A 15,073-nucleotide genomic window follows, 5' to 3' on the forward strand; every position below is an offset into this window, starting at 1 on the left:
ACGGCGGGCAACGGGTGCTCACCCTCACGAGTGACTCCATTCCATCCCATAGGGGGCAGTTGATGGCTGTGCCGGAGGAACGTTTCCCTGTTCTGGGTAACCGCTCTGACCAGGCGTTCTTCGCCGACAGCAGCGATCGGCCGCTGACGATGAGGGGCGTCACCGAAGCGGATCTGCCCGAGCTGCTCCGCGTGGACAGGGAGGTCTTCCCCGAGGACCCGTACCCCTACTTCGTCCTCCGCCAGCACCTCGATGTGCACGGCGATCGCATCCTCGTCCTCGACGACGGCGAAAGCCTGCACGGCTACGTCCTGTTCGTCACCACCTCGGACGGCTATGTGTGCTGGGTCCTGAGCCTGGCCGTCAGCGCCGACCAGCGCGGCCGGGGGCTCGGCAAACGGCTGATGCTGGAGGTGCTGCGGCAGTTGCGCCGGGAGCGGGTCGGCGAGGTTCGGCTGACGGTCGAGCCGACGAACGCGGCGGCGATCATGCTGTACCGGTCGCTGGGGTTCGCCGCCGAGGGCGGGGTGCGTCGGGACTATCTGGGATCCGGCGAGGACCGGCTCATCATGGTGTTGGGGAGGGGACTGGGCACGGCCGGGGCGGGGGTAAACCCCACCCGGTAAACCCCAGGAAACATAGGGGAGTTACCCGGATGTGACACTTCGTCAAGATCCGCGAGGCTGCTGTACATGAAGCAGATCACGAAGAGTGCCGCCCTGATCGCCACCGCCTCCGCAATCGTCTTCGGAGTCATCACCCCGCTGACCTCGTCCGCGAGTGCCGCGGCAGCGCCGCCGAACTGGAAGAAATGCGCGGGCGAGGGCCTCGATCCGCGGCAGGAGTGCGCCACCGTGTCCGTACCGATGGACTACGCCGACCCCGGCGGCCCGAAAATCGACATCGCCGTCTCCCGCATTCCCAGCGAGAAGCCGTCCGCCCGGCGCGGCGCGCTGATGCTGATCGCCGGCGGGCCCGGTGGATCGAGCCTCAACGCCCCTTCGGGCAAGGGGCAGAAGCTACCGCAGGAGGTGCGGGACGCCTATGACCTGATCGGGGTCGCGGCGCGGGGCAACGCCCCCTCGGCTCCGGTGAGTTGCGAGGTCGGCCACAGTGAGCTCGCTGTCACGACACAGCGCCCCTGGCCCGCCCCGGACGGATCCGTCACCGAGACCATGGCCGCCAACCGGCGCATCGCGGACGCCTGTGCGCGCAACGGCGGTGAGCTGATGAGGCACATCAGCACCAAGAACAACGCCCGCGACATCGACAGCGTCCGAGCCGCGCTCGGGGAGCGCAAGCTGTCCGCCTGGGCCGTCTCGTACGGCACGTATGTCGGCGCCGCCTACAGCGAGATGTTCCCGCACCGCACCGACCGCATCGTGCTGGACAGCAACCAGAACCCCGACCCGGTCCGGGCCGAGCGCGCCTGGCTCCAGGCGTTCGAGGGGAACGTCGAGGAAAACTTCCCCGAGTTCGCCAAGTGGGCGTCGGCGCCCGGCAATCCGGACCGGGTTGCCGACACCGCGGCCGAGGTGCGCCCCCTGTTCCTGCGCCTCGCCGCCCGCCTGGACCGCGAGCCGATCCCCTGGCCCGGCGCCAACCCGGCGGAGCTGAACGGCAACGTGCTGCGCAACACCATGCTGAGCAGCCTCTACGACCCCGACGACTACCCGGCCCTGGCCAAGCTGATGCTGGCCGCGCAGAAGGGCACGGTGCCGCCGGTGCCGTCCGGCCCGCCGGAGACCGCGCTGCAGAACCTCATCGCGGTCGGTTCCGCGACCATCTGCAACGACGTCGCCTGGCCCAGGTCGGCCGCCGTGTACCAGAAGGGAGTCGCCGAGAGTCGCGCGAAGTTCCCGCTCACCGCGGGCATGCCGAGGAACGCGTTGCCGTGCTCCGCCTGGCCGTGGCAGCCGAAGGAGGCACCGCTGCGGGTCACCGACCGCGGCCCGTCCAACGTGCTGCTCATTCAGAACGAACGGGACGTGGCCAGCCCGCTGAGCAGCGCGCTCAAGCTGCGGGAGGCCTTCGGCGGGCGGGCGGTCATGGTCACCGTGGACGCCACTGGCCATGGCTCGTATCTGAACAACGGCAACGCGTGTGGGGATGACACCGGGTCTCGGTTCCTGGCGACGGGTGAGCGGCCCCGCGAGGATCTCTACTGCGAGTGACGGGTTCATTGGATTTGCCACGTGATGTTGTGCGTTGTCTGCTTCGCCGTCGTGGCTGGTCGCGCAGTTCCCCGCGCCCCTTAAAGGCAACTGGCGTACCGGCGTGACAAGGCGTGGTAGGCCTCCTTTCGTTCCCAGTGCCAGTCCGAACCGGGGTCGTCGGGGTCGTCCTTTATTGGCTTGGTGATGGCGTAGCTCGCCAGGTCCAGGTCGTAGCGCGGGTTGTCGGGGCGGTGCGGGGCGTCGGGGGTGACGAACTCGAAGGCCATCGCCGCGTAGAGGTTCATCGACTCGAAGACGTCCAGCAGATCTGTCAGGTAGGCGGCCTGGGTGCGTTCGCTGCGTACCACGTCGCCCTTGATCTCCGGTGGGTCCTTGTCGTAGTCGACGATGTACCAGCCCATGCCGCCCGACTCGGGTGCACCGACGTACGCACACGTGCCGAACTCGGTGATGGCAAGCGGCTTGCCCCAGCGCAGGTAGGGCTTCAACTCGCGTACGTAGTCGGCCTGTTGGCGGTGGTACGAGTAGTAGTCGATGCCGACGATGTCGAAGAGGTTCCAGTCGACCGGCTCGAAGGCCTCCTCCTGTGCGGCGGCGTAGCTCAGCCGGCCGTGGAAGACGGAGCGGCCGACCTTCGCCGCCTTGGCGGTGAAGCGGGCCAGGCGGCGCTGCATCTTCGCCATGTCGACCGTGCCCTTCTGAAGGTTCTCGACGCGATCGAGAACCGTCTCCCCCGGCACGATCCCCGGCACGAACAGCCAGAACTCGCAGCCCACGCTGAAGTCGACGCTCGCGCCCTGCCGGCGCAGCCGCTCCGCGAACCGGCCGCACTCGGCGATGCTCTCCAGGATCTCGCGCTCCGGCACATCCCCGAGGGTCGGCTGGAGCCAGACGTGGAGCCCGCGCTCGGCTGCTTCGGCGGCCGTGGCGGTGAGGCGCTCGACGCCGTCGCCGGTGACGTCGAGGGTGTCGGCGTGCAGCTCGTCGCGGATGATCCGGACGTCCCTGCGCATCCGGGCCGCACTCCACGCGGTGCCGGGCGTCTCCCCAGCGCCGACCGTGTAGACCACGCCCTGGTGCTTCAAGCCCTTGTGGTGCCGTTCTCGTCCACTCGCTCCGGTCGCCGCGGCCTGCCCCGCGGGCAGCACCGCCCCTGCCAGTCCGACGGCAGCCGCCCCCGCCAGAAACCGTGCCCGGCTGATCCCCTTGGTGTTCTCCATACCGCCACTGTGGCGAGCGCGCGCCCGCCGCGCTGTCGGCCGATGGTCTACGGCGGCGCAACCAAGGGATGAGACAGGGCGTCGATCAGTGCAGAGATCGTCGAAGAATCGCGAGCGAAGGAGAGCAAGATCCTGTTTCCCGCCAAGTCCCCATTAACCCGACGCACGCTCCTCACGACCGGCACCGCCGCCACCGCGGCCGCCCTGCTCACCAGCGCCCCCGCCCATGCCACCGGGGGCGAGCACGACGTCTCCGCCCGTTTCCGTACGCTGGAGGAACAACACGGCGCCCGGCTGGGCGTGTTCGCGCACAACCTCGCCACGAAGCGGACCGTCCGGTACCGCGCGGACGAGCGGTTCCCGATCTGCTCCCTCTTCAAGACCCTGGCCGCCGCTGCCGTCCTGCGCGACCTGGACCGGGACGGCGAGGTGCTGAACAAGCGCATCCACTACACCGAGGCCGACCTGGTGGAGAACTCCAAGCAGACCGAGGAGCATCTCGCCACCGGCATGACCGTCGCCGAACTCGCCGACGTGGCCATCCGCTTCAGCGACAACACGGCCGGCAACCTCCTGCTGCGCGAGCTCGGCGGCCCCACCGCCATCACCCGCTTCGCCCGCTCCCTCGGCGACCCGGTGACCCGCCTCGACCGCTGGGAGACGGAACTCAACTCGGCGGAGCCGTGGCGGGTCACGGACACCACGAGCCCGCGCGCGATCGGCCGCACGTACGCCCGTCTGGTCCTCGGCGACGCCCTGAACCGCCCCGACCGCGACCTCCTCACCCACTGGCTGCTGAACAACACCACCAGCTTCAACCGCTTCCGCGCCGGCCTGCCCAAGACCTGGACGATCGCCGACAAGACGGGCGGGGGTTTCTACGGCGCTAACAACGACGCGGGGATCGCCTGGACCGAGGACGGCACCCCGCTCGTCCTGGTGGTCCAGACGACCCGGCCCGAGCAGGACGCGGCGTACGACCACGCCCTGATCGTCGAGACGGCCCGGCTGCTGGCGGAAACGCTCACCTGAATCGACGCACGTACCCGCGCTGCCAGGGCGTCTCCACGGCGTGCCGGTCGTAGTTCCGCCGCACGAAGTCCACGGCCTCCTCTGCCGGTACGCCGTCCAGGACCGCCAGACACGCCAGCGCCGTACCCGTACGACCGCGACCGCCGCCGCACGCGATCTCGACCCTCGCGGTGGCGGCTCGCTCCCAGGCCTCGGTGAGCGCGGTGCGGGCGGCCGGGCGGTCGGCGGGGAGCCTGAAGTCGGGCCAGCGGAGCCAGTGGGACTCCCAGGGGACCTCGGGTGGTTGTCTGCCGAGCAGGTAGAGGCCGTAGGTGGGGGTCGGTGCCGTCGGGTCGTGGGGATGGCGCAGGCCGCGGCCCCGTACCAGGCGTCCGGACGGCAGCCTGAGGACTCCGGCGTCGTTCTCGCCCCACTGCTTCTCGTCTTCCATGGCCCCCATTCGAAAGGCGCCCGGCCACCCGGGCAACCGAATCCGGCGCATCCGTGGTCTGGTGGGCGAGGGAGGGTGCTTGATGCAGGCCGAACCAGAGGCCCAGTTCCAGGAGTTCGTCAGGGCGCGGTGGTCCCATCTCGTGCGGACCGCGTATCTGCTCACCGGTGACGCGCACCATGCCGAGGACCTGACGCAGACCGCGCTGGCGAAGGCGTACCGGTCATGGCGGCGGGTGGCACGCGCCGACAATCCGGAGGCGTACGTCCGACGGATGCTGGTCAGCTGCAACAGCGACCGGTTCCGTAAACGCCGGGTCACCGAGCGGCTGACCGACGCACCGCCGGAGACGCCGGGGCGCGACGCGGGCTACGCGGGTGTGGACGAGCGCGGCGCGCTGCTCGGCGCCCTCGCCCAACTACCGCCCAAACAACGGGCGGTGGTGGTCATGCGCTACTGGGAGGACCTGTCCGAGGCGGAGGTCGCCGACGTACTCGGCTGCTCCGTCGGCACGGTCAAGAGCCAGGCGTCGAAAGGGCTGGCGAAATTGCGTACGTTCCCGGGGCTCGCACGGGTCCCGGAGGAGCAGGGAGGCGGCAGGTGAGCGACGAGGAGCAGCGGCAGGGCGAGCGGGACTTCGAGGAGCAGTTGCGGGAGTTGCTCGCCGAGGACGCGTACACGATCCGGCCGTCGCCGGCGCCGTATCCGGCGATCCGGCGGCAGGGCCTGGTGGAGCGGCGGCGCCGGGTGGCGGCGGCCGGGGCGGCGCTGGTGACGTTGGCGGCGATGCCGGTCGGGGCGTATGCGCTGGGCGGTGGCGGGAGGGGCGGCAGCACGGCGACGAACCCGACGCCCTCGGCCAGTGCCACGCGGGCCCCTTCACCGACACCGTCCGCGACACCGAGCGGGCCCGCACGGCCGGGCACGGCACGGCAGCTGTTCGACGGGATCACCTTCGAGCAGGCGGCGGACGGACTGGAGAACTGCCTCGCCTACGACGCGGGGGGCCTGCAGGCCTCGGGCGACCCGGGCCGGGGCACGGCGGACGACTACCGGATCCTGCTGGCGATGCGCAGCACCGGCGACTCCAACGCCCCCGGTGACGGCATGTTCGTCGTCGCGGTGCAGGAGAAGTCGGCGGACCGGACGTCGCTGATGTGCCGCATCAACGACGGCCAGACCGAGGGCATCTCCGGCTTCAGCGACGACACCGGCCTCATCGAGGACGAGGGCCCCGTGTACGTCAACCCCAACGCCGGCAAGCTCTACCAGCAGTCGGTCATCGACCGCGGCAACTGGAAACTGCCGTTCCGCTGGGGTGTGGTCGGCATGGTCAAGCCGTCGGTGGCCGAGGTGACGGTCTCCTACGGCGGCTCCAGCAGCGAGGCCGCCCTCGACGACGGCTTCTTCGTGGCGTCCGGCGAGCTGAACCAGCAGGTCACCGTGGCACCGCACATCAAGGGCTACGACGTCGGCGGCAAGTTGGTCTACGACTCCGACGGCGACAAGTACTACCAGCGGACCCTGCCGTAACAACGACGGGTCGGGGGCGCCGCACCGGGGACGGCGCCCCCGACCTGTCAGGATGCCTGGGGCTCGCCGACCTGCGTTTCGCGGTTCCTGAGCGGCCGGGTCACCTGCTTCGACAGGCACGACGGCATCCCTGCCGTAGTGCCCACGGTCGTGCCCGCTGCCGCCTCCGTCGTCGCGTCCGTCGTCTGCCGCCGGTAGGTGCTGGGCGACATGCCGACCAGCTCGGTGAAGCGCGTGCTGAAGGTGCCCAGCGACGAACAGCCGACCTCGAAGCACACCTCGGTGACGCTGAGGTCGCCCCGGCGCAACAGCGCCATCGCGCGCTCGATGCGCCTGGTCATCAGGTAGCCGTACGGCGACTCGCCGTACGCGGCCCGGAACTCGCGGCTGAGGTGCCCGGCCGACATGTGCACGCCGCGCGCGAGCGCCTCGACGTCCAGCGGCTGTGCGTACTCGCGGTCCATCCGGTCGCGGACGCGGCGCAGCGCCTTGAGGGTCCGCAGGCGCTGCTCCTCGGGCGTCGAGTGGTTGGATCGCACACCCGCATCATCCCGAACTCCCTCCGGGCCCGTCCACCGCTGTGCCCGCTCCAGGGAACGGGCCACCTCCCGGGAACGGGCCGCGACGAAGGACCTCACCGGCAGGGTCGTGACACACATCTGGGCTCAGCCGCCGACGTAGGCCGCGAGGTGCTCACCGGTGAGGGTGGAGCGCTGGGCGACGAGGTCGGCGGGGGTGCCCTCGAAGACGATCTTGCCGCCGTCGTGGCCGGCGCCGGGGCCGAGGTCGATGATCCAGTCGGCGTGCGCCATGACCGCCTGGTGGTGCTCGATGACGATGACCGACTTGCCCGAGTCGACGAGCCGGTCGAGGAGCCCGAGCAGTTGCTCCACGTCGGCGAGGTGGAGACCGGTGGTCGGCTCGTCGAGGACGTACACCCCGCCCTTGTCGCCCATGTGCGTGGCCAGTTTCAGCCGCTGGCGCTCGCCGCCGGACAGCGTGGTGAGGGGCTGGCCGAGGGTGAGGTAGCCGAGTCCGACGTCCGCCATCCGCTCCAGGATCCGGTGGGCGGCCGGGGTGGCGGCCTCGCCGCTGCCGAAGAACTCCTCGGCCTCGGTCACCGACATCGCGAGCACCTCGCTGATGTCCCGGCCGCCGAGGTGGTACTCCAGCACCGACGCCTGGAACCGCTTCCCCTCGCAGTCCTCGCAGGGGGTGTCGACGCCGGCCATCATGCCGAGGTCGACGTAGATGACACCGGCGCCGTTGCAGGTGGGGCAGGCGCCCTCGGAGTTGGCGCTGAACAGGGCCGGCTTCACGCCGTTGACCTTGGCGAACGCCTTGCGGATCGGGTCGGCGAGGCCGGTGTACGTCGCCGGGTTGCTGCGCCGGGAGCCGCGGATCGGCGTCTGGTCGACGGAGATCACGCCCTGAGGCGCCGGGATGGAGCCATGGATGAGGGAGCTCTTGCCGGAGCCGGCGACACCGGTGACGACGCAGAGCACGCCGAGCGGGATGTCGACGTCGACGCTCTGGAGGTTGTTGGTCGCCGCGCCGCGGATCTCCAGGGTGCCGTTGGCCTTGCGCACCGTGTTCCGGAGCGTGGCCCGGTCGTCGAGGTGGCGGCCGGTGACGGTGTCGCTGGCCCGCAGCCCCTCGACGGTGCCCTCGAAGCAGACGGTGCCGCCCGCCGTGCCGGCGCCGGGGCCCAGGTCCACGACGTGGTCGGCGATGGCGATGGCCTCGGGCTTGTGCTCGACCACGAGCACCGTGTTGCCCTTGTCCCGCAGGCGCAGCAGCAGGTCGTTCATGCGCGCGATGTCGTGCGGGTGCAGGCCGATGGTGGGCTCGTCGAAGACGTACGTGACGTCGGTGAGCGAGGAGCCGAGGTGGCGGATCATCTTGACGCGCTGTGCCTCGCCGCCGGACAGGGTGCCCGCGGACCGGTCGAGGGAGAGATAGCCGAGGCCGATCTCCGTGAAGGAGTCGAGGGTGTGTTGCAGCGCGGTGAGCAGCGGCGCCACGGTCGGATCCTTGAGCCCGCGGACCCATTCGGCGAGGTCGCGGATCTCCATGGAGCAGGCGTCGGCGATGGAGACCTTGTCGATCTTCGAGGACCGGGCGCCCTCGCTGAGCCGGGTGCCGTCGCACTCGGGGCAGGTGGTGAAGGTGACCGCACGCTCCACGAAGGCCCGGATGTGGGGCTGCATCGACTCCTTGTCCTTGGACAGGAACGACTTCTGGATCTTCGGGATCAGGCCCTCGTAGGTGAGGTTGATGCCGTTGACCTTGATCTTGGTCGGCTCGCCGTAGAGGAAGGCGTGCAGCTCCTTCTTGGTGTAGCGGCGGATCGGCTTGTCCGGGTCGACGAAGCCGGACTGGGCGTAGAGCTGCACCGTCCACTGGCTGTCCGACTTCCAGCCCGGGATGGTGAACGCGCCCTCCGACAGCGACTTGGAGTCGTCGTAGAGCTGGGTGAGATCGATGTCGGAGACCGAGCCACGGCCCTCGCAGCGGTTGCACATACCGCCGGTGCGCTCGAACGTCGCCTTCTGGGCCTTGGTCTTCGCGCCGCGCTCGACGGTGATCGCGCCGCTCGCCCTGACCGAGGCGGTGTTGAAGGAGTACGCGCTGGGCGGGCCGATGTGGGGCTTGCCGAGTCGGCTGAACAGGATGCGCAGCATCGCGTTGGCGTCGGTGGCGGTGCCGACCGTGGAGCGGGGGTCGCCGCCCATGCGCTGCTGGTCGACGGTGATCGCGGTGGTGAGCCCGTCGAGGACGTCCACCTCGGGCCTGGCCCTGTTCGGCATGAAGCCCTGTAGGAAGGCGCTGTACGTCTCGTTGATCAGCCGTTGCGACTCGGCGGCGATCGTGTCGAACACCAGCGAGCTCTTGCCCGAGCCGGAGACGCCGGTGAAGACCGTCAGCCGGCGCTTGGGGATCTCGATGCTGACGTCCTTGAGGTTGTTCTCGCGGGCGCCGTGCACGCGGATCTGCTCATGACTGTCGGCGGCGTGCGGCGCGGGTGACTGCGCGCCCGTCCTCGTGGCCCTGGCCCTGCTCATGGTGTGCTCTCCCTCCGGTGGGTGGCTCAGGCCCGCTGCTGGATTCGGATCATGTTGCCCGCGGGGTCGCGGAAGGCGCAGTCGCGGACCCCGTAGGGCTGGTCGATCGGCTCCTGGACGACATCGGCGCCGGCGGCCTGCACGCGCTCGAACGTCGCGTCGACGTCGGGGGTGGCCAGGACGATGCCCCCGTAGGTGCCCTTGGCCATCATCTCGGCGATGACCTTGCGCTCGTCGTCGGTGACGCCGGGGTCGGCGGCGGGGGGAGTCAGCACGATGGAGGTGTCGGGTTGCCCGGCCGGACCGACGGTGATCCAGCGCATTCCGCCGTAGCCGACGTCGTTTCTGACCTCGAAGCCGAGGGTGTCGCGGTAGAAGCCGATGGCGGCGTCCGGGTCGTCCTGCGGAAGAAAGCTGGCGTGAATCGAGATGTCCATGGCCGTCACGCTAGCGGCGGCAGGGGGGCGGCGCTTCTTGATTCCTGACCGCTCTATTTTCGCCCCCGCCGCCCCTACCCGTCCCATCCTTCTGGGGCTCCGCCCCAGACCCCGCTCCTCAAACGCCGGAGGGGCTGAGTAGTTCAGCCCGTCCGGCGTTTGAGGACAAGGCCCCTTCAGGGCCGAAGCGGGGGTCTGGGGGCGGCAGCCCCCAGGGACGGGACGGGTAGGGGCGGCGGGGGCGAAAACCCGCCCTACAGCAACCCCGCACCGGCCAGATACTTCCCCACCCGCTCAACCTCCTCCACCGCCAGCGGCACCTGCGGCTCCGCCGTAGCCGGACAGTCGATCACCCCCCGCAGATGCAGCGCCGCCTTGAACGCCCCCAACGCCGACGAACTGCCCCCCATCCGCCCGGGATCCCCGACGGTGACCAGACCGAACAGGGCGCACAGCCGCTCCTGCTCGGACCGGGCCCGCTCCCAGTCCCCGGCCCGGCACAGCCGGTCGAGGTGGACGTACCCGTGCGGATCCACGTTGGCCAGCCCCGGCACCGCCCCGTCGGCCCCCATCGCGAGCGCCGCGTCGACGACGAGCTCCGAGCCGGTCAGCACACTGAAGCCCCGGACGTCGGAACGGCTCCGGGCCCCGGTCACGACCTCGCGGAAACCGGCCAGGTCGCCACTGGAGTCCTTCAGCCCCGCCAGGACGCCCTCAGCGCCGAGGTCCAGGACCACGTCGGCGGGCAGCTTGGTGTGGACGGAGGCCGGGAGGTCGTACGCAATGACCGGGACGGGGGAGGCCGCCGCGAGGAGGCGGTAGTGGCGGGCGATCTCGGCGCGGTGGGTGCGGGCGTAGAAGGGGGCGGTCGCCACCACCGCGTCCGCGCCCGCCGACGTCACCGACGCCACGTGGTCCAGCACCCTCGGCGTCGTCATGTCGATCACACCCGCCAGCACCGGCAGCTGCCCCGAGACGTGACCGGCCACCGCCTCCACCACCACCCTGCGCTGCCGGTCCGTCAGATACGCCGCCTCCGACGTCGAACCCAGCACGAACAGACCGTGCACCCCGCCCGCCACCAGGTGGTCGACCAGCCTGAGCAGCGACGGGACGTCCACCTCGCGGTCCGGTGTCAGGGGCGTGCAGACGGGCGGGACGACACCGGTGAGCGGGGTGGGGATCGTCATCAAGGCTCCTTGGAAAGACTCTGTCGTACGAGGTCGCGGGTGGCCTCGCCCTCCTCCACTGGATGGTGACACCTGTAACGATGCTCCGGGCGAGACGCGGCCGAGAACTCCGGCATCCCGTCCGCACACACCCCGTCCGCCTTCCAGCACCGCGTCCGGAAGGGGCACCCGCTCGGCGGACGCGTCGCCGACGGCACCGGGCCGACCAGCGGGATCGGGTCGATGGGGTCCAGCAGGCCGGGCGTCGCGGAGAACAGGGCGCGGGTGTACGGGTGCCGGGAGCCGTCGGTGACACCGGACGCCGGGGCCTCCTCGACGATCCGGCCCAGGTACATCGTGATCACGCGGTCACTCATCCGCCGTACCGTCTGGATGTCGTGCGAGACGAAGACCAGGGCGAGGCCCAGCCGCTCCTTCAGGTCCAGGAGGAGGTTCAGGATCTGGGCCCGGACCGACACGTCCAGCGCGCTCGTCGGCTCGTCGGCCACCACCAGGTCGGGGTCGAGCGCCAACGCCCGTGCGATCGCGACGCGTTGGCGCTGACCGCCCGACAGCTGGCCGGGCAGCGCGTCGCTGAGGGCACGCGGGAGGCCTACGAGAGACATCAACTCCCGTACCCGATCCTCGCGTTGGCGCTTGGTGCCCCGCTCGTGCACGTCCAGCGGGTCCCGCAGGATCTGCCGGACCGGCAGGCGGCGGTTCAACGCCGTAGACGGGTCCTGGAAGATCATCCCGGTGCCCGCGCCCACCGCCGTCCTGCGCTCGGCCGGCGTCATCGTCCACAGGTCGCTCCCGCGGAAGGACACCGTCCCCTCCGTCGGCCGCTGCACCCCCACCAGCACCTTCGCCAGCGTCGACTTGCCGCACCCCGACTCGCCGACCACGCCCACCGTCTCACCGGGCGCGATGACGAGATCGGCGCCGGTCAGGGCGTACACCCTGTCCCGGGTGAACAGGCCGCCGCTGCGCGCCTTGTGCACGACGTGCGCGTCCGACAGCTCCACCAGCGCGTTCACCGGGCGACTCCCCTCGCGTTCACTGGACGACCCCGCTCTCCGAGCGGTCCGTCGGCGCCAGCACCACCGCCGGGTGATGGCAGGCCGCCGTATGTGCCGGTGTCCCCACCAGGTCCGGTGGCGTCGTCCGGCACACCTCGCTCGCCAGCGGGCAGCGGTCCGCGAAACGGCAGCCCGCGGGGAAGTCGGCGGGGGACGGGACCACGCCCTTGATCTGCGTCATCCGCTCCTGCGCCGACTCCAGTGAGAGCACACTCCCGAGCAGGCCCCGCGTGTAGTGGTGCGCCGGCGCCTCCACCAGGTCGGCGGTCACGCCCGTCTCGACGATCTGGCCGCCGTACATCACGACCACCCGGTCGGTGACGTCCGCGATCAGCGCGAGGTCGTGCGAGACCAGGATCAGGGCGAAGCCCAGCTCCTCCCGCAGCCTCAGCAGCAGCTCTATGATCTGCGCCTGCACGGTGACGTCCAGCGCGGTCGTCGGCTCGTCGGCGATGATCAGCTTCGGGTCGCGGGACAGGGCCATGGCGATCAGCACGCGCTGACGCTGGCCACCGGAGAGCTCGTGCGGGTAGCTGCGCAGGGTGCGTTCGGGGTCGAGGCCGACCAGGGTGAGGAGTTCCTGGGGGGTACGGCGGCCTCCGCGGCGTACGACCTGCTTGAGCTGCGAGCGGATCGTCATCGCCGGGTTCAGGGACGACAGGGCGTCCTGGTAGATCATCGCCATCTCGTGGCCCAGGAGCCGTCGCTTCACGCGCATCGGCTCGCCCACCAACTGCCGCTGGTTGAACCGGACATGGCCGCGCACCCGGGCGCCCTTGGGTTCCAGGCCCATCACCGCTAGGGCGGTGAGCGACTTCCCGCAACCCGACTCGCCGACCAGCCCCAGCACCTCACCGGGCTGCACCTCGAAGCTGATGCCGTCGACGATGTCCACCCCGCCGTGCCGGCCCTCGAACCCGATCGCCAGGTGCTCCACGGCGAGCACCGGCTGCAGCCCCTGGGGCAACGGCCGCGCCCGTGACCGCAGCCGCGCCGCCGCCTCCGTCAGCCCCGGCAACTGCAGCACCTCACCGCTGCCCGGCTCCGGCGCCTCCAGACGGTCGTGTTCGTCGCGTACGTCGACCTCGCGCGCCGAGGGCGCCGCCCACGCGTCCGACACGCCCTCGGAGAGGATGTTCAGCGACAGGACGGTGATCAGGATCAGCAGGCCCGGGAAGACGGTCGCCCACCAGCCCCCGGTGAGGACCATGTTCTTGCCGTCGGCGATGACGCTGCCCCACGAGGGGTCCGGTGGCCGTACGCCCGCGCCGATGAAGGACAGCGACGCCTCGAAGACGATCGCCTCCGCGACCTGCACGGTGCAGAAGACGAGGACGGGCGCCGCGCAGTTGATGGCGACGTGCCTGAGCACGATGTGCGGGGTGCGGGCGCCGATGACCCGTTCGGCGGTCACGTAGTCCTCGCCGTACTGATCGAGGACGTTGGCCCGGACGACCCTCGCGACCGGCGGCATGAACAGGAACGCGATCGCGCAGATCAGCACGGTGATCTCACCGCCGAAGACGGCGATCAGGACAGCGGCCAGTGCGATGCCCGGGAACGCCATCACCACGTCCAGGCAGCGCATCACCGTCTCGTCGACCGCCTTGCGGGAGGTCGCCGCGATCGCGCCGAGCAACGCTCCCACGACCAGCGCGAGCCCGGTCGCGCCAAGACCGATCGCCAGCGACCAGCGGGCGCCGTACATCAGCCGGCTGAGGATGTCCCGGCCGAGGCTGTCCTGGCCCATCCAGTGCTCGGCGGACGGGTGTCCGGTGCCGTCGACGGGGGCCTGCTGGTCGAGCGGGTCGTGCGGGGCGAGGAGCGGGGCGAACAGGGCCATCAGGATCACGACGGCCAGGAAGCAGACGGCCACCTTCGACAGCAGCGGCAGCTTGCGCCAGCCGCGCAGCCGGATGCCGGGCCGGGACAGTGCCTCGGCCAGGCGCTTGCGGTTGAACGTCATGCCGCCTCCCGCAGTCGCGGGTTGACCAGGAGATAGAGGATGTCGATGACCAGGTTGACGACCACGAAGCCGATCGCCGTGGTGAGGACGACACCTTGGACGACGGCCGGGTCACCGTTCTTCACGGCGTCGATCATGAGCTTGCCCATCCCGGGGAGGGAGAAGATCGTCTCGATGACGACGGCGCCGCCGAGGAGGTAGCCGACGCGCAGGCCCAGCACGGTCAGCGGGTTGATGAGCGCGTTGCGCAGGACGTTGCGGCCGACGACGACCACCGGGGGCAGCCCGCTGCCGATCGCCGTGCGCACGTAGTCCTTGTCCAGCTCCTCCACCACCGCCGTGCGCACGATCCGCGTCAGCTGCGCCGCCACCGGCAGCGACAGCGCGAGGGCGGGCAGGGTCATGGTCTTCAGCCAGCCGGTGAAGGAGTCCGCCGGGTTGATGTAGCCGCCGGTCGGGAACCAGCCGAGGTCGACGGCGAGGTACTGGATCATCAGCAGCGCCAGCCAGAAGCCGGGGGCGGCGACTCCGGTGAGGGAGACGACGCGGATGATCTGGTCGGGGAGCCGGTCGCGGTAGATGGCCGCCGTCACGCCGCCGAGCAGCGACAGGACGACCGCGATGCCGAGGCCCAGGAAGGTGAGCTGGATGGTGAGCGGCAGCGCGGTCATGACCTGGTCGACGACCGGCGCCCGGGTCAGGGCGCTGGTGCCCATGTCGCCGTGGAGCAGGTCGCCGAGGAAGGCGACGTAGCGGACGGGGAGGGGATCCAGCAGGCCGTTCTCCTCGCGGAAGTCGTGCAGCTGCTGGGCGGTGGGGTTGGCGCCCTGGAAGAACGCGGACGCCGGGTCGACGTCCGAGAACCGCATGACCAGGAACACGAACAGCACGATGCCCAGCATCAGCGGCACGAGCAGCACGACGCGGCGGGCCAGGATCCTGACGACGGTGACCACTCAGGAGCT

The 15,073-nt window shown here is 70.5% G+C and carries 14 protein-coding genes; 5 read left to right on the forward strand and 9 right to left on the reverse strand.

The window, feature by feature from the left end; genetic code table 11:
- Positions 1-62 precede the first annotated feature (62 nt).
- Positions 63-626 (forward strand): GNAT family N-acetyltransferase, encoded by a 564-nt coding sequence (locus tag ACIA8X_RS04840; RefSeq protein WP_399457797.1) that lies wholly within the window; start codon positions 63-65, stop codon positions 624-626.
- Between the two features lie 66 nt (positions 627-692).
- On the forward strand, positions 693-2,174 hold the full coding sequence (locus ACIA8X_RS04845) for an alpha/beta hydrolase (RefSeq protein ID WP_399457798.1): 1,482 nt from the start codon (positions 693-695) through the stop codon (positions 2,172-2,174).
- A gap of 80 nt (positions 2,175-2,254) precedes the next feature.
- Here ACIA8X_RS04845 and ACIA8X_RS04850 read toward each other — a convergent pair whose 3' ends face one another.
- Positions 2,255-3,397, reverse strand: a complete 1,143-nt coding sequence (locus ACIA8X_RS04850) for an abortive phage infection protein (protein ID WP_393462353.1) — start codon at positions 3,395-3,397, stop codon at positions 2,255-2,257.
- A gap of 129 nt (positions 3,398-3,526) precedes the next feature.
- On the opposite strand from ACIA8X_RS04850, the gene bla reads away from it, so the two are divergent.
- Entirely contained in the window at positions 3,527-4,429 is a 903-nt protein-coding gene (bla, locus tag ACIA8X_RS04855; RefSeq protein WP_393462367.1) for a class A beta-lactamase, read from the forward strand.
- Here bla and ACIA8X_RS04860 read toward each other — a convergent pair.
- On the reverse strand, positions 4,422-4,859 hold the full coding sequence (locus ACIA8X_RS04860; protein WP_393462355.1) for a protein-tyrosine phosphatase family protein: 438 nt from the start codon (positions 4,857-4,859) through the stop codon (positions 4,422-4,424). The genes bla and ACIA8X_RS04860 overlap by 8 nt on opposite strands.
- A gap of 82 nt (positions 4,860-4,941) precedes the next feature.
- Between ACIA8X_RS04860 and ACIA8X_RS04865 the strand changes: the two genes are divergently transcribed.
- Both ACIA8X_RS04865 and ACIA8X_RS04870 read left to right on the forward strand, forming a co-directional pair.
- Positions 4,942-5,463, forward strand: coding sequence for a SigE family RNA polymerase sigma factor (locus tag ACIA8X_RS04865; RefSeq protein WP_393462357.1), 522 nt, complete (start codon positions 4,942-4,944; stop codon positions 5,461-5,463).
- Positions 5,460-6,392, forward strand: coding sequence for a hypothetical protein (locus tag ACIA8X_RS04870; protein ID WP_399457799.1), 933 nt, complete (start codon positions 5,460-5,462; stop codon positions 6,390-6,392). The genes ACIA8X_RS04865 and ACIA8X_RS04870 overlap by 4 nt, the downstream gene beginning before the upstream one ends.
- A 47-nt stretch (positions 6,393-6,439) precedes the next feature.
- Here ACIA8X_RS04870 and ACIA8X_RS04875 read toward each other — a convergent pair whose 3' ends face one another.
- From ACIA8X_RS04875 to ACIA8X_RS04905, 7 genes are all read right to left on the reverse strand, one after another.
- Positions 6,440-6,856: a helix-turn-helix transcriptional regulator gene (locus ACIA8X_RS04875; protein WP_399457973.1), complete on the reverse strand. Its 417-nt coding sequence runs from the start codon at positions 6,854-6,856 to the stop codon at positions 6,440-6,442.
- 201 nt (positions 6,857-7,057) lie between these two features.
- Positions 7,058-9,457, reverse strand: a complete 2,400-nt coding sequence (locus ACIA8X_RS04880; protein ID WP_393462361.1) for an ATP-binding cassette domain-containing protein — start codon at positions 9,455-9,457, stop codon at positions 7,058-7,060.
- Between the two features lie 26 nt (positions 9,458-9,483).
- On the reverse strand, positions 9,484-9,894 hold the full coding sequence (locus ACIA8X_RS04885; RefSeq protein ID WP_393462363.1) for a VOC family protein: 411 nt from the start codon (positions 9,892-9,894) through the stop codon (positions 9,484-9,486).
- A 254-nt stretch (positions 9,895-10,148) separates the two neighbouring features.
- Entirely contained in the window at positions 10,149-11,084 is a 936-nt protein-coding gene (locus tag ACIA8X_RS04890; protein WP_393451134.1) for a dihydrodipicolinate synthase family protein, read from the reverse strand.
- Complete coding sequence (locus ACIA8X_RS04895; RefSeq protein WP_393451137.1) at positions 11,084-12,100, reverse strand: oligopeptide/dipeptide ABC transporter ATP-binding protein; 1,017 nt, start codon at positions 12,098-12,100, stop codon at positions 11,084-11,086. Before ACIA8X_RS04895 ends, ACIA8X_RS04890 begins: the two co-directional genes overlap by 1 nt.
- Positions 12,101-12,119: 19 nt before the next feature.
- Complete coding sequence (locus ACIA8X_RS04900; protein ID WP_393451140.1) at positions 12,120-14,108, reverse strand: dipeptide/oligopeptide/nickel ABC transporter permease/ATP-binding protein; 1,989 nt, start codon at positions 14,106-14,108, stop codon at positions 12,120-12,122.
- Positions 14,105-15,064 carry an ABC transporter permease gene (locus ACIA8X_RS04905; protein ID WP_393451143.1) on the reverse strand — a complete coding sequence of 320 codons (960 nt, stop codon included), beginning with the start codon at positions 15,062-15,064 and terminating at the stop codon, positions 14,105-14,107. Before ACIA8X_RS04905 ends, ACIA8X_RS04900 begins: the two co-directional genes overlap by 4 nt.
- Between the last annotated feature and the right edge of the window lie 9 nt (positions 15,065-15,073).

Origin of the sequence: Streptomyces sp. NPDC051738 (assembly GCF_044453205.1) — a bacterium.
Taxonomy (GTDB): domain Bacteria; phylum Actinomycetota; class Actinomycetes; order Streptomycetales; family Streptomycetaceae; genus Streptomyces.